The organism is Faecalibacterium sp. Marseille-P9312 (assembly GCF_902497445.1).
In the GTDB taxonomy this organism is placed as follows: domain Bacteria; phylum Bacillota; class Clostridia; order Oscillospirales; family Ruminococcaceae; genus Faecalibacterium; species Faecalibacterium longum.
Genome location: NZ_CABVEW010000002.1, coordinates 124611 through 145697, shown reverse-complemented (window position 1 = coordinate 145697; position 21087 = coordinate 124611). Strand labels below are relative to the sequence as shown.

General features: G+C 59.9%; 16 protein-coding genes. 9 read left to right on the top strand and 7 right to left on the bottom strand.

Features of this window, described 5'->3' with window-relative positions; all coding sequences use genetic code 11:
- The first annotated feature begins 121 nt into the window (after nucleotides 1–121).
- The 5 genes from F3G95_RS02120 to F3G95_RS02100 all read left to right on the top strand — a co-directional run bounded on the left by F3G95_RS02120 (nucleotide 122) and on the right by F3G95_RS02100 (nucleotide 5532).
- Nucleotides 122–742, top strand: a complete 621-nt coding sequence (locus F3G95_RS02120) for a flavodoxin family protein (protein WP_149793627.1) — start codon at nucleotides 122–124, stop codon at nucleotides 740–742.
- 157 nt (nucleotides 743–899) lie between these two features.
- Nucleotides 900–3287, top strand: a complete 2388-nt coding sequence (locus F3G95_RS02115) for a glycoside hydrolase family 2 TIM barrel-domain containing protein (RefSeq protein WP_149793626.1) — start codon at nucleotides 900–902, stop codon at nucleotides 3285–3287.
- A 135-nt stretch (nucleotides 3288–3422) separates the two neighbouring features.
- Nucleotides 3423–3818 (top strand): hypothetical protein, encoded by a 396-nt coding sequence (locus F3G95_RS02110; protein WP_149793625.1) that lies wholly within the window; start codon nucleotides 3423–3425, stop codon nucleotides 3816–3818.
- Between the two features lie 3 nt (nucleotides 3819–3821).
- A complete protein-coding gene (locus tag F3G95_RS02105) occupies nucleotides 3822–4658 on the top strand; it encodes a DUF5685 family protein (protein WP_149793624.1) in 837 nt (278 codons plus the stop codon).
- Nucleotides 4659–4776: 118 nt separating this feature from the next.
- Entirely contained in the window at nucleotides 4777–5532 is a 756-nt protein-coding gene (locus F3G95_RS02100) for a J domain-containing protein (protein ID WP_149793623.1), read from the top strand.
- A 54-nt stretch (nucleotides 5533–5586) separates the two neighbouring features.
- Here F3G95_RS02100 and F3G95_RS02095 read toward each other — a convergent pair whose 3' ends face one another.
- The 3 genes from F3G95_RS02095 to serC all read right to left on the bottom strand — a co-directional run bounded on the left by F3G95_RS02095 (nucleotide 5587) and on the right by serC (nucleotide 9106).
- Nucleotides 5587–6525: a hypothetical protein gene (locus F3G95_RS02095; protein ID WP_149793622.1), complete on the bottom strand. Its 939-nt coding sequence runs from the start codon at nucleotides 6523–6525 to the stop codon at nucleotides 5587–5589.
- 179 nt (nucleotides 6526–6704) lie between these two features.
- Nucleotides 6705–7865 (bottom strand): phosphoglycerate dehydrogenase, encoded by a 1161-nt coding sequence (locus F3G95_RS02090; RefSeq protein WP_149793621.1) that lies wholly within the window; start codon nucleotides 7863–7865, stop codon nucleotides 6705–6707.
- Between the two features lie 158 nt (nucleotides 7866–8023).
- Nucleotides 8024–9106: a 3-phosphoserine/phosphohydroxythreonine transaminase gene (gene serC, locus F3G95_RS02085; protein ID WP_149793620.1), complete on the bottom strand. Its 1083-nt coding sequence runs from the start codon at nucleotides 9104–9106 to the stop codon at nucleotides 8024–8026.
- Nucleotides 9107–9429: 323 nt separating this feature from the next.
- On the opposite strand from serC, the gene F3G95_RS02080 reads away from it, so the two are divergent.
- Nucleotides 9430–9852: a BlaI/MecI/CopY family transcriptional regulator gene (locus tag F3G95_RS02080; RefSeq protein ID WP_149793619.1), complete on the top strand. Its 423-nt coding sequence runs from the start codon at nucleotides 9430–9432 to the stop codon at nucleotides 9850–9852.
- A gap of 343 nt (nucleotides 9853–10195) precedes the next feature.
- Nucleotides 10196–11368: a 23S rRNA (uracil(1939)-C(5))-methyltransferase RlmD gene (rlmD, locus tag F3G95_RS02075; protein ID WP_149793618.1), complete on the top strand. Its 1173-nt coding sequence runs from the start codon at nucleotides 10196–10198 to the stop codon at nucleotides 11366–11368.
- A gap of 242 nt (nucleotides 11369–11610) precedes the next feature.
- Here rlmD and F3G95_RS02070 read toward each other — a convergent pair whose 3' ends face one another.
- The 4 genes from F3G95_RS02070 to F3G95_RS02055 all read right to left on the bottom strand — a co-directional run bounded on the left by F3G95_RS02070 (nucleotide 11611) and on the right by F3G95_RS02055 (nucleotide 17297).
- Nucleotides 11611–12177, bottom strand: coding sequence for a hypothetical protein (locus tag F3G95_RS02070; RefSeq protein ID WP_149793617.1), 567 nt, complete (start codon nucleotides 12175–12177; stop codon nucleotides 11611–11613).
- Between the two features lie 397 nt (nucleotides 12178–12574).
- Nucleotides 12575–13090 carry a hypothetical protein gene (locus F3G95_RS02065; protein WP_149793616.1) on the bottom strand — a complete coding sequence of 172 codons (516 nt, stop codon included), beginning with the start codon at nucleotides 13088–13090 and terminating at the stop codon, nucleotides 12575–12577.
- A gap of 233 nt (nucleotides 13091–13323) precedes the next feature.
- Entirely contained in the window at nucleotides 13324–15207 is a 1884-nt protein-coding gene (locus tag F3G95_RS02060; protein ID WP_149793615.1) for a hypothetical protein, read from the bottom strand.
- A 5-nt stretch (nucleotides 15208–15212) separates the two neighbouring features.
- Nucleotides 15213–17297: an MMPL family transporter gene (locus tag F3G95_RS02055; RefSeq protein WP_149793614.1), complete on the bottom strand. Its 2085-nt coding sequence runs from the start codon at nucleotides 17295–17297 to the stop codon at nucleotides 15213–15215.
- A 749-nt stretch (nucleotides 17298–18046) separates the two neighbouring features.
- On the opposite strand from F3G95_RS02055, the gene pflB reads away from it, so the two are divergent.
- Together pflB and pflA are read left to right on the top strand one after the other, a co-directional pair.
- Nucleotides 18047–20299 (top strand): formate C-acetyltransferase, encoded by a 2253-nt coding sequence (pflB, locus tag F3G95_RS02050; protein WP_149793613.1) that lies wholly within the window; start codon nucleotides 18047–18049, stop codon nucleotides 20297–20299.
- Nucleotides 20286–21038: a pyruvate formate-lyase-activating protein gene (pflA, locus tag F3G95_RS02045; RefSeq protein WP_149793612.1), complete on the top strand. Its 753-nt coding sequence runs from the start codon at nucleotides 20286–20288 to the stop codon at nucleotides 21036–21038. Before pflB ends, pflA begins: the two co-directional genes overlap by 14 nt.
- The last annotated feature ends 49 nt before the right edge of the window (nucleotides 21039–21087 follow it).

The window sequence follows — 21087 nt, the reverse complement described above, 5'->3', positions numbered from 1 at the left end:
ATCGTCATACCGCCGGTCTTTGTCAAGGGCAGCGTCATGATTCGTTGCGTTACGGTCATGAATGTGCTAAAATCATACCAGAACGCCGCTTTTTCGGGCGTACAAAAGGAGAGTATTTATCATGAAAGTCCTGCTCATCAACGGCAGCCCCCACGAGAAGGGCTGCACCTATACCGCACTGAGCCTCATCGCCGGGGAGCTGAATGCCGCCGGCATCGAGACGGAGATCCTGAACGTCGGCACAAAGCCCGTGGGCGGCTGCATCGGCTGCGGCGGCTGTGCTGCCGGCAAGGGCTGCGTCTTCGGCGGCGTGGTCAACGAGGCCATCGAGAAAGCCAAGACTGCCGACGCCTTTGTCTTCGGCACGCCGGTGCATTACGCTTCCGCCTCCGGCAACATGACCAGCTTCATGGACCGTCTCGCCTACGCGGGCGGCAGGTATCTGGCCTACAAGCCCGCCGCCATCTGCTGCTCGGCCCGCCGCGCCGGCACCACATCCACCCTTGACCAGCTGGTGAAGTACCCTGAGTTCTTCCATATGCCTCTGGTGAGCGGCTCCTACTGGCCCATGGTCCACGGCTCGAACCCCGAGCAGGTGCTGCAGGACGCCGAGGGCTGCGCCGTCATGCAGGAGCTGGGCCGCAACATGGCCTGGCTGCTCCGGTGCATCGAGGCCGGCAAAGCCGCGGGCATCCAGCACCCGGAGAATCCCCGCAGACCCATGACCAACTTTATCCGCTGAGCTTTTTCAAAGAAGGGCCGCGTTCCCGGCGGGAACGCGGCCCCTTCTTTTTGAAATTTTATTCAGAAACCGATAAAATCCGGCCCGGATTCTTTTTTCGTTCATAACTTTGTGGTAGCATAGGAACTAAAGTATTTTGCCACGGAGAACATTTGCCATGGAACACTACGATTGGAACGACGGCTGGCTCTTCACCCCGGTCTTTGACCCCGCCATCGTGCGGCCGGAATGCCCGGAGCTGACCCTTGAGCCGGTGCGCCTGCCCCACACGGTCAAGACCCTGCCCTACAATTACTGCAACGAGAACGACTACCAGAAGCTTTCGGGCTACCGGCGGGAGTTTTTTGCGCCCAAAGAATGGGAGGGCCGCACCGTCCTGCTCACCTTCGGAGCCGTGGCCCATGACGCCACGGTGTTCTGCAACGGGCGGCGGGTGTTCCACCACAGCTGCGGCTACACCGCATTTACCGTCGATCTGACCAGTGCTCTCCATCTGGGCCAGAAGAACGTGGTGGCTGTCCGCTGCGACAGCCGCGAAGATTTGAACATCCCGCCCTTCGGCGGGCAGATGGACTTTCTGACCTACGGCGGCATCTGCCGCGCCGTCTGCCTCGACGTGAAAGAGCCCGCCTACCTGCGGGACATCTTCATCGAGACGAAGGCCGAGGGCGATTTCCGCACCTACACGGCCACCGTGGGCGAGACGGTGGGCTGCACGTTACAGGCCGAGATCCGCAGCCCCTCGGGCAGCCGGGCGTTCTACACCGGCGAGCTGTCGCTGCCCATCACCGGCGCACTGAACAGCGTCCATCCGTGGAGCATCGAGCACCCCACCCTCTACACCCTGACCGTCCGGCTCATCCGTCCCGGCACCGGCGGCCTGCCCGACCGGGTGCTGGACGAGAAAAGCTGCCGGTTCGGCTTCCGCACTCTGCAGTTCGTGGCAGGCGGGCTCTACCTCAACGGCCAGCGGGTGGAGCTGCGGGGCCTCAACCGCCGCCAGAGCTACGCCTATCAGGGCTATGCCATGCCCGACAGCATCCAGCGTCTGGACGCTCAGCTCCTGAAAAAGCAGCTGGGCTGCAACGCCGTGCGCCTCACCACGCCCCCCAGCCCCGCCTTCCTCGATGCCTGCGACGAGCTGGGCCTTTTGGTCTTTGTGGAGATGCCCGGCTGGCAGCACGTCGGCGACGACATCTGGAAAGCACAGGCTCTGCAGAACTGCCGCGAGATGGTCTGCCAGTGCCGCAGCCACCCCAGCATCTTTTTGTGGGGTGTGCGGGTCAGCGGCAGCGCCGACGACGAGAGCTTTTATAAGCGCACCAACGAGACGGTCCGCCGCCTCGACCCCACCCGCCCCACGGCTGGCACCCGCAGCACCCGCCGCAGCCAGCTTCTGGAAGATGTATACGCCTACACCGACTACTCCTACCACGGGCGCGGCGTCGGGTGCGAGGCCCGCACCGCCGTCACCCCCGACACCCGGAAAGGCTATCTCATCAGCGAGTTCGAGGGCGCCCAGTTCCCGGCCAAGTCCTTCGACGACGAGCCCCACCGCCTGGCGCAGGCCCTGCGCTACGCCGCCGTCCTCAACGACACCATCGCTCAACAGGGCGTGGCGGGCAGCTTCGGCTGGTGCATGACCGACTACAACACCCACCGCGAATTCGGCAGCGGCGACCGCATCAGCTATCAGGGTGTGATGGATATGTTCCGCAGCCCGAAGCTTTCTGCCGCCGTCTACGCCAGCCAGAAGACGCCCCGCTCCCCCTCCGACATCGTGCTCGAAGTCTCATCCAGCATGGCGCTGGGCGACCATCCGGGCGGCTTTGCGGGGGCGTGCTGGGCGTTCACCAACGCCGAAAGCCTGCGGCTCTACCGGGACAACGACTTCGTAGCCGAGTTTACCCCCGACCGCCGGGGCCGCTTTGCGGCTCTGCCCCACCCGCCCATCGAGATACACGATTTCGTGGGCCTGCTGCTGGAGAAATACGAGGGCATCGACCGCACTGCCGCGCCGCAGGTGGCCGCCATCCTCAACGAGATGCGCCGGGACGCCATGGAGCTTTCGCCCCTGTCCCGGGCGCGGATGTACTCGCTGCGCCTGAGCTGGAACGAGCTGGTGCAACTTTACTACAAATATATCGGCGTGCTGGGCAGCCCCGCTGCCGTTTACCGCTTCGAGGCCGTGTGGCATGGCCGGGCCGTCCGCACCGTCGTGAAGGAGCCGGTGCAGAGCGTCCGGCTGGAATGCACCGTCCACAATCCCATCCTGACCGACGGTCCCACCTGGGACTGTGCCGCCGTGAGCCTGCGGGCCATCGACCAGAACGGCAACCTCCTGCCCTATTGTGGTGAGGCCGTTCAGCTGAGCGTAGAGGGGCCGCTGCGCATCCTCGGCCCCAGCGTCGTCCCTCTGCGGGGCGGCATGGCAGGCACCTATCTCGCCACCACCGGCGAGGCCGGCCCGGCCAAGCTCCACTGCCGGATGGAGGGTGCCCTGGACACCGAAGTTTTCCTCACCATCCGCTGCCGGGAGGAGTGAGCGGCCCTTAAATGCCGTCTCTTTACGATAGGTTTGCACTCTGTTCAAAATTTTCTCATGGTTGCATGGTATCCTGAAAGCAGAAAAACACAGAAGGGCGGCGCACCCGCCCCTCTTTTATGAGGAAGGACGTTTATGAAAGAAAAGATACGCCAGTTCATGATAGGCCGCTACGGCACCGATGGTCTGAACCAGTTTTTGAACATCGCCTCTCTCGTGCTGATCCTGGTCTATATCCTCACCCGTCTGCCGCTGCTGCTGTACGTCGGCGTGGTGCTGCTGGGCTTGTGCTACTACCGGATGTTCAGCCGCAACATCTCCAAGCGCACCGAAGAAAACTATAAATACTACGCCGTGAAGGACCGCATCCGCAATAAGTTCAGCGGCCTGAAGGACCAGTGGGACAACCGCAGACTCTACCACTATTACCGCTGCCCCCAGTGCCGCCAGAAGCTGCGCGTTCCCCGGGGCCGGGGCCGCATCCAGATCTCCTGCCCCCGCTGCGGCACCCAGTTCATCAAGAAGAGCTAACGTATGTTTGGATATGTCATCCCGAATCAGGCCGCGCTGGACGACGAGGCCAAGGCCCGCTACCGCACGGCCTACTGCGGCCTCTGCCGCCGCATCGGTGCGCTCCACGGCCTGCGGGGCCGTCTGACGCTGAGTTACGATCTGACGTTTCTGGATCTGCTGCTTTCCAGCCTCTACGAGGGTGAGAGCGAGTGCGTCACCGGCAGCGGCCACTGCCCCATCCACCCCATCCGGAAGATAAATTGGCGGCACAGCGGCCCCACCGACTACTGCGCCGATCTGAGCGTGGCGCTCCACTACTACAACGCCGCCGATAAATGGAACGACGACCACAGCCTGCTGGGCCTCGGCTTCGAAAAGCTGCTGGACTCCCCTGCTCAGACCGCCGCACAGCGCTGGCCCCGACAGTGCAGCGCCATCCGCACCTGCCTCGACCGGCTGGCTCAGCTGGAAGCCGAGGGAAGCGAAGACCTCGACGCTGTGTCGGGCTGCTTCGGCGAATTGATGGCCGAGCTGTTCGACTACAAGCAGGACCACTGGTCGCCGGAGCTGCGGAGCATCGGCTTCCATCTGGGCAAATTCATCTACCTGCTGGACGCCTACGATGACCTGGCACGGGACGAGAAAAAGGGCGCATACAATCCGCTGCGCACCCTCAGCCGTCAGCCCGGCTACGAGGAAGAGATGCGGGAAATTTTTGAGCTGCTGTTGGCCCGGTGCGCCAGAAGCTTCGAGCGTCTGCCCTGCGTGGAGGACGCGGACCTTCTGCGGAACATCCTGTATTCCGGCGTGTGGCTCAAATACAACTGCAAACAGGCCAAAGAGACCCCAAAAAAGTAACCAATTCCGCCCAAAAGGCGGATTTTGTCTTGATTTTGCAGGCACTGTCCTGTAGACTGTAATATTGTATGGAACAAAAAGGCCGCGCATGGCCTGAGAGACGTGAGGAAGTAGACCCATGAGAGATCCCTATGAGGTGCTGGGCATCCAGCGCGGCGCAACCGACGACGAGATAAAGAAAGCCTACCGTGCCAAGTGCAAGCGCTGGCACCCTGACCTGAACCCCAACGACCCCACCGCCGAAGAGCACTTCAAAGAGGTGCAGGCAGCTTACGACGCCATCACCAAGGGCGACACCGGCCCCCAGATGGGCGGACAGCCCGGCGGCGGTTACGGCTACGGCCAGCAAGGTTATTATCAGGGCGGCTACCAGCAGGGATACGACCAGGGCTACAGCCAGAACGGCTGGCAGCAGGGCGATTTCGGCTTCGGGTTCGACCCGTTTGGTTTCGGATTCGGTTTTGGCGGCTATCAGCAGCAGAGCGGGGCCAGCTACTCCGGCTCTGACAGCCCCGAGATGCAGGCGGCGCGCAACTTTGTAGCCAATGGCCGCTACGCTGAGGCCCGCCGGGTGCTGGACGGCATGAACAGCCGCTCGGCACGGTGGTACTACCTCTCCTCGCTGGCCAATCAGGGCCTCGGCAACAGCATCGACGCGCTGCAGGACGCCCGCCGCGCCGTTCAGCTGGACCCCAATAACACCGAGTACCAGATGCACCTGCGCCGGATGCAGAATCCCGGCCAGACCTACCGCACCCAGACCACCTACGCCCAGCCCGGCGGGCTGATGCGCTGGTGCTGGAGCATGATTTTGCTCAATCTGCTCTGCAACTGCTGCTGTGGCAGCGGCTGGGGCTGGCGGTTCCGGATGTAAATAAGACAGAAAAAAACCTCCCGTGCTGACGCACAGGAGGGTTTTCTTTTGATGTTAATTGATAACGATAGTCCGTGTGATCTTCTCGCAGGAATAGTTGCCGGAGACTGTTGCCGTCTGGGTGTAGATACCCGGCTGCGTCGGGAACTCCGTGGACTTGCTGCTGAACAGGCCCTTCTTTTTATAAGTACAGGTGACCTTAGCATTATCGACCACCACGCCGTCCGACTCCAGCAGAGCGCCGACATTGTGTGCCTCAGCCTCGGCCAGCGTCATCCCGGCGGGCAGGTCTTCGGCCCAGTAGAGGCGGACGCCCTCGGTCTTGGGCTTTATCTTGAACATGGCCACACCGGCGGTGTTCAGATCGCCGGATTCCAGCGCCACGGCACCCGCGATATAGCTGCCCGAATCCACGGGCTGCTCATCCAGATAGATGCGGCTGAACGCACCCTCGGGAAGGTAGCGGCGGATGAGCTCGAGAGAGAGCTTCAGGCCCATGGACATATCTTTCAGGGTGGGGATATAGAATTTCAGGGTATCCATCACCTTGACGACCTCATCGGCCACGCCCAGCAGCACACTGACGTCGTTGCCGTCGATGAGCTGTTTGACATAGGCGTAGACATTGAACTCTTCTACCTGGTCAGGGGTCTTGGACATCTTGCGGGGCAGGGGTATCATCTTGAGCAGGGTGCGGAGCTTATCGGAGAGCACGAGGGTGACGTAGCCCTTGGCTTCGCCCTTGATGCCCAGCACCACGCCGATATACTGCGCGTCCGCCGGGCGGGTGACTACCGACAGCTCGAACGGGGAGCCATAGACCAGCTTGCCGGTAGCCTGCAGACGGATGGAGACGACTTCATTCGTCTCTTCCAGCCGGGTCTGAGAGGCGCGGGGCAATTCGGTCTCTGCCGAGGCGGCCAGCACCGGGGTCATCATGCTCAGCATGAGGGCTGCTGTGAGAAGCAGCGAAAGCAATCTTTTGGCCTTCATATGGACAAACCTCCTGTATTCATCATCTTCAGCCGGGCGGGCCGCACAGGCTGACACTCCGGCTGATATAATTTTACCGCAAATCCCTGCTGTGGTCAATGACGGGATTCAAGCGTATCCGCTCGCAAAAAGACCGCCGCCCCGGCAGGGCAGCGGCCTCAGAAAATTTTATCGCAGCATCACAGGATACGCACCCGGATGACGGCAGGGATGGCCGAGAGCTTCGCGGCCAGTGCATCATTCACGGCACCGGTGGCGTCCAGCATGGTGTAGGCCATGTTCTTCTTGCTCTTGTTCACCATGTTCTCGATGTTCAGGCCCGCCTCCGTGGTCAGGGCGGTGATCTGGCTGATCATGCCCGGCTCGTTCTTGTGGATGATGCAGATGCGCTTGCCGCCGGCGCGGGGCTGATGCACCTCGGGCATATTCACCGAGTGGGTGATGTTGCCGTTCTTGAGGTAGTCGCTGATCTCCTGTGCGGCCATGACCGCGCAGTTGTCCTCGGCCTCCGGGGTGGAAGCGCCCAGATGAGGCGTGCAGATGACACCCGGACGGCCCAGCAGAGCTTCCGTGGGGAAGTCGGTCATATAGCTGGACACTTTGCCGGTGTCAAGGGCTTCCAGCAGGGCGTCGGTGTTCACCAGCTCACCGCGGGCGTAGTTCAGCAGCTTGACACCGTCCTTGCAGAGGGCCAGCGTCTGGGCATTGATGGTGTCCTTGGTGGTGGGCAGATACGGCACATGGACGGTGATGTAGTCGCAGAGGGGCAGCATATCATTCAGGTTGACGCAGTGACGGACCTGACTGCTCAGGTTCCACGCAGCATCAATGGAGATATAGGGGTCATAGCCGTAGACCTCCATCCCCAGCTCGATGGCGCAGTTGGCGACGCGGGAACCGATAGCGCCCAGGCCGATGACGCCGAGGGTCTTGCCCTTGATCTCGTTGCCCACGAACTGCTTTTTGCCCTTCTCCACGCTCTTTGCCATGGCGGGGTCACCGGCAAGACCCTGAGTCCACTGGGCGGCAGCAGCCACATTGCGGCTGCCCGCGATGAGCATACCGATGACCAGTTCCGCCACAGCGTTGGCGTTGGCACCGGGCGTGTTGAACACCACGATACCCTGCTCACTGCACCGGTCAAGAGGAATATTGTTGACACCGGCACCGGCGCGGGCAATGGCCAGCAGGTTGTCATTGAAGGTAGTGTTCAGCAGGTCGGCGCTGCGGACAAGGATGCCGTCGGGGGCGTCGGCGTCCACCGAGACGTCGAACAGGTTTTTGTTCAGCTTTGCCAGACCCACCGGGCTGATGGCGTTGAGTGTTTTTATCGTATACATAGGTGTGATCTCCTTTTGGAACGGGCTTGCCCTCTCCGTCTTTGCTTCGCAAATCCACCTCTCCCAAAGGGAGAGGCAAAAGCCTGACGGTCAGGTTCAGGCTCTCCCTTTGGGAGAGCTGTCACCGAAGGTGACTGAGAGGGCAAGGACGGTATAAATTACGCATTCTCTTTGCGGAACTTCTCCATGAAGTCTACCAGCTTGTCGATGCCCTCGGCCGGCATTGCGTTGTAGATGGAGGCGCGCATACCGCCCACGAGGCGGTGGCCCTTCAGGTTGACGAAACCGGCGTCTGCGGCCTCGGCGCAGAACTTCTTGTCGAGGTCGGGGTCAGGGCTGGTGAAGGTGACGTTCATGGTGCTGCGGTAGCGGTGCTCCACAGGATTATTGAAGAAGTCCTGACCATCGAGGTAGTCGTACAGGACCTTGGCCTTGGCCTCGTTGATCTTCTGCATATTGGCAAGGCCGCCGATGTCGTTTTCCAGATACTTGAGCACCAGACCGGTCATGTAGATGCACCAGCAGGGCGGCGTATTGTACATGCTGTCCTTGGCCAGCAGGGTGGTGTAGTTCATCATGGTAGGTACATTGTCGGCGGCGTGACCCAGCAGGTCGTCCCGGACGATGGCGATGGCCATGCCGGCGGGGGCGACGTTCTTCTGGACGCCGAAATAGATGCAGCCGTACTTGGTGACGTCCACGGGCTTGGAGAGGATCATGGAGCTCATATCCGCCACCAGCGGCACACCCTCCACCTGAGGCACCTCGACATACTGGGTGCCGAAGATGGTGTTGTTCTGGCAGATGTGGATGTAGCTTGCATCCTTGTCGTAGTCGATGGCGTTCACGTCCGGGATGTAGGTGAAGTTCTTATCCTTGCTGGACGCGACGATCCTGGCCTCACCGAACTTTGCGGCTTCCTTTGCGGCCAGGTTGGAGAAGTTGCCGGTGACGATGTAGTCGGCCTTGCCGGTGGTCATGAAGTTCAGCGGCACCATGGCGAACTGCTGGGTCGCGCCGCCCTGGAAGAAGCCGACCTTATAATGATCGGGAATGTTCATCACCCGGCGCAGGGTGGCTTCGGTGTCGGTGATGATGGCGTCGAACCACTTGCTGCGGTGGCTCATCTCCATCACGCTCTGGCCGCTGCCGCCGTATTCGAGCAGCTCTGCCTGAGCCTGCCTGAGCACCTTTTCGGGCAACATGCTGGGACCTGCGCTGAAATTATAAACTCGTGCCATGACGGATTCTCTCCTTTTCCTCTATCTGACGGCCCGTTCGGGCGTTGTGCTCTGGATTTGTCCGTAGTATAATGGTTTTTGGGGGTGCAAAACAAGAGCATCTTTGCACAAAGTTGAGCCGTCAAAGCCCGGGCGGGCGTACTAAGCGCACAAATGTCCCCGTGCAGAGGACATTTTCAGAGACATTTGTAAAATAGCTCGTGGAGAACCGCATGGCTGCTGGGTTTTCTGCTCTTGTCCTTTCTCCTGATTTTTGGTACAATCGCAGTATCTAAGACAAATGTAAAATCAAGTTTTTTACTCAAAAAGGAGAGATGGCCCCCATGTATGGCATTCCGGACAGGCTGAAAGCCCTTTCGGCGGCGGAGGAACAGGTGCTTCTGGCCCTGTGGGACTGCAAACCGCCCGTGTCGCGGCGGGACATCGGTGCGCGTCTGGCCGAAAAAGGCTGGGCCGCCGCCACCGTGCTGAACTTTTTATACCGGCTAGAAGAGAAGGGCTGGGTCACCTGCACCAAGGAGCAGAACCACAACCTCTACGCCCCCACCGTCACCCGCCGGGCCTACGGCGTCTACACCATGCGCCAGCGGCTGGACACCGTCTTTGGCGGCGACCTCGCGCAGGCTGTGCGGGCGCTGGTGAGCGAGAGCGGCTGCTCCCAGAGCGAGCTGGAACAGGCCATCGCCGTGCTGAACGAAAAGCACGCAGAAGCGGAAGAATATGACCTGTATGACCCGTACGGCTGAGCATCCGCCTTTATAACACAAAAAGCTCCCTATTACGGGAGCTTTCGCGTTGCATTCTGTTAAATATTATGATAAGATAGCAGATGAAAAGGCGCTGCACATACGGCAGGCGGTTGGCTCCACTTCCGAAAGGAGGTGAGAGATATGCCCATTACTTTGACGTTCCATATTTTTGGACTGGTCTTTACCATCAGAGTGAAAAGCGAAAACCGCCACCCCGGCAGGTGACGGTTTTCTTGATAAACCTTAGTCACTAAAAGGGCCAACCGCTTGTCGCAGTGCCTTTTCTATTTGTAGTATAGTGATTTTTTACTGCTTTGTCAAGCATTCGGAGGATATAGGTATGGATTGCAAACTTCGCGCCAAAAACTGCGGCGGCTGCCCGATGCTGGCCACCGAATACGCCGCACAGCTCAAAAAGAAAGAGGCCGACGTCCGCGCCCTGCTGGGCAAATACGGCCCTGTCGCCCCCATCCGGGGGATGGAAACGCCCTACCACTACCGCAACAAGGTCATTTCCACCTTTGCCCCCGCCGCCGGTGGAAAACTCACCTCCGGCATCTACGCGGCCCGCACCCACAAGGTGCTGCCGGTGGAGAGCTGTCTTTTGCAGGATGAAGTGCTGGATAAGGTGATGCTGGCCGTCCGCGCCGCCGCCAACGCCTGCCGCTACCAGCCCTTCCACGAGGACAAAGGCACCGGCCTGCTCCGCCACTGCCTGCTCCGCCGGGGCGTCGCCACCGGTCAGGTGATGGTGGTGCTGGTCACGGCCCAGCCCGTGCTGCCCGGCGCGAAGAACTTCGTAAAAGCCCTGCTGGCCGAGGCCGAAAAGCGGGGCGTCCCCGTCACCACCGTCGTACAGAACTACAATCCCCGCCGCACCAGCGTCGTTTTGGGCGAGGACGAAAAAGTCCTCTACGGCAAGGGCTTCATCCTCGACACCCTCTGCGGCAAGACCTACGCCCTCAGCCCCCGCAGCTTTTATCAGGTGAACCCCGTCCAGACCGCCGTGCTCTACGGGCTGGCCGTCGATGCCGCCCACCTCACCGGCAAAGAAGTCGTCCTCGACGCCTACTGCGGCATCGGCACCATCGGCCTGACGGCCTCTGACAAGGCCCGGCAGGTGGTGGGCGTGGAAGTGAACCGGGACGCCGTCCGGGACGCCATCGGCAACGCAAAGCACAACGGCGTGAAGACCGCCCGCTTCTTTGCCGCTGACGCCACCGCATGGATCCGGGAAGCCGCCGACGCGGGCCAGAAGGCCGACGTCGTCTTCATGGACCCGCCCCGGGAGGGTTCGACGCCCGCCTTCCTCGAGAGCGTGGCCCGCATGGCCCCCAAGCGCATCGTCTACGTCAGCTGCAACCCCGAGACGATGGCCCGCGACCTCGCTCTCCTGACCCAGCAAGGCTACCGCGCCGAGGGCTTCACGCCAGTGGATATGTTCCCCCACAGCACACATTGCGAGGTGGTCGGGTCGCTGGTTCGTGTAAAATATAGCAGTTTGCGTTTTTAATGCACAAGCAACATCCGCAAACTGCATATCGCAAATATGCTATTTTGATAGGCACTATTTTTGAAAATTGCGATAAAAGCAGCACCATCCGGGAAGCCGTCAAGCTGCTGTCCAGCAAGGGCATCGTGGAGGCCCAGCAGGCGGACAAAGAAGCTGCCCCCGCCCATGACCCAAACCCAAAAAGCAGCAAGGCCCCGGAGCGATATGCTCCGGGGCCTGCTGTCATTTTTTATGGAAAAAAATCATGCTTTTCCGGGGTGCTGCGGGTTCACAGCATCTGCAGTGACTACGATGAAGCGCACCGTTGTCTGCTTTCCGTGAATGGTCAGAGTACCAAGTGCAGTGCCTATGTAGCGGATGTTTCCGGGTTCTTTGCCTGTCAGCTTATCTGCATTCGCAGCTTTTTGGCTCAGGATATTATTCATCACATTATGAGCCTGTCCGGTTGTTCCGATCTCATCGGCAATAACTGCTCCGCACCAAACAAAGCGGCTTGTTTCATTTTTGCCGCCCTCATTGAGCCCAAGAATCTTCATGACTGGCCCAGAAAATTTATTGCCCCCATCCCCCTTTGTGTTCCACTCCGCCTCGGACAACGCAGCGATAGCTTTTGCCATCGCTTGTTCATCCGTCCGGGGCTTAAAGGTGTAATCCTTGGTCAGTCCGGCTGCAACTGAACTCTTGACGATGTCATTCAGAGCATCCGCAATGTTCTTGTCATTCACAGCGTTGCCGCCGCAGGCGGTGAGAAGGGTCAGGGCCATTGCACCGGTCAGCACAACGGCCAGCAGTTTTTTCAGCATTTTCATTTGTCTGGTTCCTCCATATAATAAGCCTTTGTTCGCCATGCCCTGCTATGGCTAAGGGCTGGTTTGATTTTATTTTACCCCCCCCCCTATATATTTGTCAAGGGGACGTTCAATTTTTGTAAACTGCCACAAATCAACGGCCCAAAATTTAAGAATGCTGCACAAACAAGGCCCCCGGCCGGGAGCATTCTTGGCTCCGGGCCGGGGGCAGGAGGTACGATTTTGTCGGTTCAAAGCCCGAACAGGGCCAGCAGGCGGTGCCACAGTCGGACGAAGAAGCTGCCCCCACCCATGACCCAAACCTGAAAAACAGCAAGGCCCCGGAGCGATATGCTCCAGGGCCTGCTGTCATTTTTTATGGAAAAAAATCATGCTTTCCGGGGCGCTGCGGCGCTTATTATTTCTTCTCAACCGGTGCAGTGACTACGATGATGCGCACCGTTGTCTGCTTTCCGTAAATGGTCAGAGTATCAAGTGCAGTGCCTATGTAGCGGATGTCTGCGGGTTCGCCCTCCAGCTTATCTGCATTCACAGCGTCTTTGCTCAGGATATTATTCATCACATTATAAGCCTGTCCGGTTACTCCGATCTCATCGGCAAAAACTGCTCCATACCAGACAAAGCAGCTTTCTTCATTTGCCTCATTGAGCCCAAGAATCTCTATGACTTTCTCAGACAATTTACCCCCCGTTATGTTCCAATCCTTCTCGGACAACGCAGCGAGTTTTTGGGCCAGCTCCCGCTCTGCAGCCCGGGGCGTAAAGGTAACGTTCGTACCCTTAGCCTTAGCCATGTCGTTCATGGCATCCGCAATGTCCTTCTCGGTCACAGCGTTGCTGCCGCAGGCGGTGAGAAGGGTCAGGGCCATTGCACCGGTCAGCACAACGGCCAGCAGTTTTTTCAGCATCTTCATTTGTTTGGTTCCTCCATAAAGTAAACGGTGTTTTCCCTGCCTTGACAGGCAGCAGGGTTTATTTTGTTTCATTCTACCCCCCCCCCCCCTATATATTTGTCAAGGGGACGTTTAATTTTTGTAAATTGCCACAAATAATCGACCGCTGTTTTGAGTATGCTGCACAAACAAAGCCCCCGGCCGGGAGCGTTCTGGGCTCCGAGGCCGGGGGCGGGAGGTACGATTTTGTCGGTTCAGAGCCCGAACAGGGCCAGCAGGCGGTGCCACAGGCGGAGGAAGAAGTTCCCCTCCGAGGCGTTATCTGCCGTCGTCTCCACCGGAGCCGTTTCGGCGGGCGTCTCGGCGGTCTTGTAGAGGAACTTCACCCGGCTGGACGCACCCTCGGGTACACCGGCAAAGCTGGTGTAGTCGGCGAGGCGGCTGGTCATCTCTTCCACCACGGTCTGCAGGGCGTGGAGCTGGTCGGCGTCCAGCGCACCGGTGAGCTGAGAGATGCCCTCGTCGTTGAACTGCACGAGGCCGCCGTTGAGCTGGTCGGTGCCGTTCCGGAGCTGGAGCACACCGTCATACAGGGCGGATGCGCCGCCGGCCAGCTGAGCGCTTCCGGCCTTGGCGGCGTGTGCGCCGTCAGCGGCCGCAGCCACGCCGTCGGCGTACTGGCCGACGCTGGACACGAAGAACTGTATCTGGCCCAGATTTTCTTTCAGGGCGCGGACGCTGGCCATATCCTCGCTGTTGGCGGTCTGATAGACCAGCTCGTCGTGGATCTTCTGCTGGGCGTCGCTGTCGGTGAGCTTTTTCAGCCAGCCCATGATGAAATCGGGCGAGAAGCTCTGCATCAGGCGCAGGGCGGCCTCAAGGTCGTGGTCGGTCCTGGTGGCCGCGAGGTAGAGCGCGATGTCCAGCTGGCTGGCCTTGAACTGCGGAGCCTGCTCCCAGATGGTGCGCACCATCTTTCTGCGGCCTGCCGCCAGCGTCTTGTCTCCCAGCGAGAGGATGTCGTCAATAACGGCTTCATAGGTATCCCACGTCATGGGGGTGTCGATGAGGCCGTTCTCCATGAGGGTCTGGCTGGCGGAGTCCAGCACGCCGTCGGCCACCTGCTGTGCGCCGGAAGTCAGGGCGGCGTTGTTGGACGTCAGGGTGTCCAGCCCTTCCGTCAGCTGTCCGAGGCCGCTGTCCAGCTGGTTGGCCCCATCCAGCAGAGCCAGCGAACCGGCGGCAAGCTGTGCCGCACCCGCTTTCAGCTGCGATGCACCGTCCAGCAGCTGGTTCATGGCATCATTCAGCGCCGCGATGCCGTTGGTCAAATCGTTGAGGCTGTCGAGGTCGAAGACTTCATCCCCCTGCCCCAGTGCCTCGGCGCTCGCCGCGCAGGCCAGCAGGATCTGAGGTGCCGTCAGCGACTCCACGTCGGCCTCCACGGTCACGCTGTCCTGTAAGTACTCAGCCACGCCGTTCACCTGCTCGGGAAGCAGGCCCTCGAGGGAATCCTTCACGCCCGGCAGGGTGACGAAGGCCGCCACGCTGCTCTTGGCCGCACTTTCCAGCAGGCCGTTCACGGCGTTGACGTTGCTGGCGTCATCGCCCAGCACGACGCCCACCGCCGTGACCAGCGGGGTGACGATGGTGCGCTCTTTGCCGTTCACGGTCACTTTGCCGGTCTCATGGTTGGTCAGGTCGATGGTGAGCACGAGGTGGCCGCTCCGGCCCAGAAGCTCGCTGAGCGGGGCGGTCCTGCCGTCCAGCGTGTAGGTCACTTTGGCAGAGATGGGCAGCTGACGGTCCGTGTCGCCCTTATAGTAAACATCGGTGTCGTCGGTGTTCCAGACGAGGGTATCACCGTTCCGGGTGTACTCGGCAAAGCTCTCGGTGTTCACGATATTTTTCAGGGTGGACTTGTCCTCCACACCGGCGAGGCCGTCGGCATTGTAAAGATGTTCGCTGACGGTGGTCTTGGTGACAGAGCCGTCCGCTGCCATGACGGCATACACCGTCTCATCTTTTGAGAAGGGGGCCTTGGTCGCCGCAAAGGCGGGCTGACAGAGGCTGACCGTCAGGGTCAGGGCAAGCGCCGCAGAGCCAGCGCGGCGCAGAAAATTCTGAGTTTTTCTCATAGCATTCACTCCTTTGCAGCGTTGGGGGCGTTGAGCCAGTGGTAGGTGGTGCGGCAGATGAGGCCGTCCAGCAGCATCAGGCCGGCGGGCAGCACCAGCAGGATGACCACCATACTGATGAGCGCACCCCGGGAGATGAGCATACAGATGCTTTCCAGCAGCTCCACCTTGCTGATGGCCGCGACGCCGAAGGTGGCCGCGAAGAAGGTCAGGCCGCTTGTCAGGATGCTCTGGCTGCAGTGCTCGAGGGCCTGCTGTGCCGCCGCCTTGGGCGAGCGGAGGGCCAGCCGCTCTTCGCGGTAGCGGGTGGTCATGAGGATGGAGTAGTCCACCGTCGCGCCCAGCTGGATGGTGCCGATGACGATGCTGGCGATGAAGGGCAGCGAGTCGTCGATAAAGTACGGGATGCCCATGTTGATGGCGATGGCTGCTTCGATGCTGGCCACCAGCAGAATCGGCACCGACAGGCTGCGGAAGGACAGCGCGATGATGACCAGCACCGCCGCGATGGACCAGATGTTGACATTTTTGAAGTCTTCGTCGGCGATCTCCACGAGGTCTTTCATCATGGCACCCTCGCCGGTGACGAGGCCCTCGGGGTCTGCCTCTTTGACGAGGCGGACCAGCTCGTCCACCTGCGCGTTCAGCGCGTCGCTGCCCGATTTATAACGGCCATGGGGGAGGATGAGTTTGTAACCGCCGTTCTGGACGATGTTCATCAGCTCGTCGGGCAGAAGTTCCGTCTCAAAGCCCGGGCCGGTGATGGAATCGAGGCTCACCACCTGAGTGATGCCGTCCACCTCCTTTATCTCATCGCAGAGGGCGGACACCTGGGAGGCGGTCAGCTCCTCCCGCACGAGGATGAAGTGGTTGGTCATCATGCCGAAGTCTTCGCCCAGCTTGTTCGTACCCACGATGCCGGGCATATCCTGCGGAAGAGCGGCAAAAATGTTGTAGTAAATATCGGTCTTGCTCTGGGCCAGCCCGAAGGGGATCATCAGCAGGATGAACACCACCACGACGGGCATCGGGTGTTTGGAGACAAAATGGCTCAGGTGGGTGAGCTTGGGCATAAAGGTGCGGTGGCGGTATTTTTCCACCCACTTATCGAAGAAGAGAATGAGCGAGGGCAGGATGACGATGGTGCAAATGACGCCCAGCGCCACGCCCTTTGCCATGACGATGCCGAGGTCTGCGCCCAGCGTCAGCTGCATGGCGCAGAGGGCCAGAAAGCCCGCAATGGTCGTCAGGCTGGACGCCGTGATGGAGCTCATGGTCTTACAGATGGCGTTCTCCATGGCCTCTTCGTTGGAGGCACAGAGCTCCTTTTCCTCGTCGTAGCGGTGGAGCAGGAAGATGGAGAAATCCATCGTCACGCCCAGCTGCAAGACCGCCGCCAGCGACACGGTGATAAAGCAGACCTGACCGAGAAAAATATTCGTGCCAAAGTTATAGACCAGCGGGAAGAGCAGCCCCAGCATGAACAAAAACGGCGTGAGCCAGCTTTCCAGCGAGAGAAACAGCACCAGCAGACAGCCGCCCACGGCGCAGAGCACATACCAGGGCATCTCGCCCATGACCAGCTCTTTGGTGTCGCTCAGGATGACGCTGATGCCGCCGAAGAAGCAATTCTTCCGGAGGATCTTCTTGATCTGGGCCACGGCCTGCATCGTCTCCTCGCTGACGCTGGAGCCGCCCAACTGGACGATGAGGATGGTGGAGTCGTTCTTGCCGAACATAAACTGCTGGACATCCGCCGGCAGCATCTCCGTCGGCACTGCCGGGTCCAGCACGTCGCTGAGCCAGAAGGTGTTCAGCACGTCCGGCACCTCGTCGATCTCGGCCTTCATGGCCAACAGCTCGTTGGTGGGCATCCCCTCCACGGTGATCATGTTGGTGGAGGCCAGATGGTAATCCGTTTCCAGCAGCAGCTGGCCCACGCGGGAGTCCAGCTCCTGGGGCAGGTAAGAAAGGATGTCGTAGTTGATGGGCGTGGCGATGGCTCCCACTGCCGCCGGGATGAGCAGCAGGACCGCCGCGATGAGGATGAGCCTGCGCATCTTCACGATGGCCCTCGCTAATTTTTTCATTCATTTCCTCCCATTTTATCGTTCCGAAGAAAAACAACTTTTCTCGTTTTTCCGACACACCTTATTATAGTACACTCACCCGGGGTGTCAAGAGACAGCTCTGCCGACGTTCTACCTCTCCCTTTGCAAAACAAAAAGCGGGGCGCACAGGTGGTCAAGTCTGTGTGTCCCGCATTTTGTACTTTTTTGCACAGAGCGCCGTACCAGAGCGCCCCGCGCTGCGCGCAGGGAAAGCGGAGCAAACCATAAGCCGCTTTCTCTATAATTAGGAGAATGGAATGGAGGAACCGAATCGCCTCAAAGAGAGTTGCAGGCATCCCTTTGCAGTGAATCGGAGGAGCTTTGGTTAGATTTAACTAACCTCGCCGTGACAACAGGATACCATAGTTTGTCATGACTGTCAAGCCTGTTTTTTAAATTTTCAAAAAATTTTTCTCCGGCGGCCTCCATGAGCATTTTTCATAACAAAAACCGCCATCTCTTGTAGAAAATCCACAGGTTCCCTCTTGCTTTTTCTGAGAATCACTGTTATTATATTGTCAGACCGTTGCAGTCGGACTCGATTGCCTGTCTGCAGCGGCTCATAAACAGCGCAGGGGTTGCCATCCAAATACCTCTGCGCCCTGTACCACCCTGTCTTTCAGAAACCGCAATCGGCGGCTTTTTTAAGACGGAACAGTTAGACTGCTCTAACTAATTATTGCAACGCAGATCGGTTAGAGCGTCAGGAACGGAGCAAGGAGGTTCCAATGATCGATTTTGAACAGTGGGAAGGCTTTGAAGGCCGCATCTGGAAAGAGGAAGTCAACGTCCGCGACTTTATCCAGAAGAACTACACCCCTTATGACGGCGACGAGTCTTTCCTGGCTGGCCCCACCGAGGCCACCGATAAGCTCTGGGGCGCACTGCAGAAGCTGCAGAAGGCCGAGCGTGCCAAGGGCGGCGTGCTGGATATGGAGACCGAGGTCGTCAGCGGTCTGACCGCATACGGCCCCGGCTACATCGACGAGAGCCTGAAAGAGTTTGAGCAGATCGTCGGCCTGCAGACCGACAAGCCCCTGAAGCGTGCATTCATGCCCTACGGCGGCATCAAGATGGCGGAGCAGGCCTGCACTACCTACGGCTACCAGCCCTCTGAAGAGCTGCACAAGATCTTCACCGACTACACCCGCACCCACAATCAGGCTGTGTTCGATGCCTATACCCCCGAGATGAAGACCGCCCGCCACACCCACATCATCACCGGCCTGCCCGACACCTATGGCCGTGGCCGTATCGTCGGCGACTACCGCCGTGTGGCACTGTACGGCATCGACGCCCTCATCAAGTTCAAGCAGGAAGACTTCGCCAACTGCGGCGACGGCACCATGACCGATGACGTCATCCGCCTGCGCGAGGAGATCGCACGCCAGATCAGCGCCCTGAAGGGCATGAAGAAGATGGCCGAGGCTTACGGCTGCGACATCTCTCAGCCCGCCAAGACCGCCAAGGAAGCCTGCCAGTGGCTGTACTTCGGCTATCTGGCCGCCATCAAGACCCAGAACGGCGCCGCTATGAGCGTGGGCCGCATCTCCACCTTCCTCGATATTTATATCCAGCGCGATCTGGACAAGGGCATCCTGACCGAGAGCGAGGCTCAGGAGCTCATCGACCACATGGTCATGAAGTTCCGCATGGTCAAGTTCGCCCGCATCCCCAGCTACAACCAGCTGTTCTCCGGCGACCCCGTCTGGGCAACGCTGGAAGTGGGCGGCATCGGCATGGACGGCCGCAGCATGGTCACCAAGAACTGCTACCGCTTCCTGCACACCCTCGAGAACATGGGCCCTGCACCGGAGCCGAACCTGACCGTTCTGTACTCCTCCGCTCTGCCTGAGAACTTCAAGAAGTACGCCGCCAAGGTGTCCATCAACACCAGCTCCGTCCAGTACGAGAACGACGACGTCATGAAGCCCGTCTGGGGCGACGATTACTCCATCTGCTGCTGCGTGTCTGCTACCCAGACCGGCAAGGAGATGCAGTTCTTCGGCGCACGTGCCAACCTGGCAAAGTGCCTGCTCTACGCCATCAACGGCGGTGTGGATGAGAAGAGCCACGAGCAGTGCGGCCCCAACTACGCCCCCATCACCGGCGAGTACCTGAACTACGACGAAGTGCTGCCCAAGTACGTCCAGATGCTGGACTGGCTGGCCGGCCTGTACGTCAACGTGCTGAACCTCATCCAGTATATGCATGACAAGTACTACTACGAAGAGGCTGAGATGGCCCTCATCGACACCGATGTCCGCCGCACCTTCGCCACCGGTATCGCCGGCTTCTCCCACGTCATCGACTCCCTGAGCGCCATCAAGTACGCCAAGGTCAAGGTCGTGCGCGACGAGATGGGTCTTGCCACCGGCTTCGAGGTCGAGGGCGACTTCCCGAAGTACGGCAACGACGACGACCGCGCCGACGAGATCGGTGTCTGGCTGCTGCGCACCTTCCTTGAGATGATCAAGAAGCGCCACACCTACCGCAACTCCGAGGCTACCACCTCCATCCTGACCATCACCTCCAACGTGGTCTACGGCAAGTACACCGGCGCTCTGCCCGATGGCCGTGCCGCCTTCACCCCGTTCGCACCCGGTGCCAACCCCAGCTACGGCGCAGAGCAGAACGGCCTGCTGGCCTCTCTGAACTCCGTGGCCAAGCTGCCCTACCACTGGGCTCTGGACGGCATCTCCAACACCCAGACCATCAACCCCGATGCTCTGGGCCACAGCGAGGGCGAGCGCATTGAGAATCTGGTGCAGGTCATGGACGGCTACTTCGACCAGGGCGCACACCACCTGAACGTCAATGTCTTCGGCAAGGAGAAGCTCATCGACGCTATGGAGCACCCCGAGAAGGAGGAGTACGCAAACTTCACCATCCGTGTCTCCGGCTACGCCGTCAAGTTCATCGACCTGACCCGCGAGCAGCAGATGGACGTCATCTCCCGTACCTGCCATGCAGCTCTGTAACCCCATCGGATACGTCCACTCGCTGGAGACTTTCGGCTCTGTGGACGGCCCCGGCGTCCGCTTCGTCGTCTTTTTGCAGGGGTGCGCCCTGCGGTGCAAATACTGCCACAACCCGGAGACATGGGCTGAGGGCGGCGAGGAATGGACGGTGGACAAGCTCTTCCAGCGGGTGTGGCGCTACCGCAACTACTGGGGCAAAAAGGGCGGCATCACGGTCAGCGGCGGTGAGCCGCTGCGTCAGATGGAGTTCCTGACGGCGTTCTTCGAGCTGGCGCACTCCAAGGGCGTGCATACGGCTCTGGACACCGCCGGTCAGCCCTTCCGCCCCGACGATGCGGCTTATCTGGCCGATTTTGACCGGCTGATGAAGTCCACCAGTCTCGTCATCCTCGATTTGAAGGAGATCGACCCGGAGAAGCACCGCAGGCTCACCGGCAGGGACAACGCGAACATCCTTGCGATGGCGCGCCACATCTCCGACCTCGGCGTACCGCTCTGGATACGCCATGTCCTCGTCCCCGGCCTGACGGACGACGAAGACGGCCTGCGGAAGACCGCAGAGTTCATCTCGTCCCTCAAGACGGTGCAGCGGGTAGAGGTACTGCCCTACCACACGCTGGGCCTCTTCAAGTGGCAGAAGCTCGGCATCCCTTATCCCCTGCCCGATGCTGTCCCGCCCACGGCGGAACAGGTCAAGCGGGCCGAGGAGCTGCTGGAAGTCAGCAAATATACAGGCTGACAAAATCAGCTCATATAAAACAAAGAGGCGTGACCTTGCGGTCACGCCT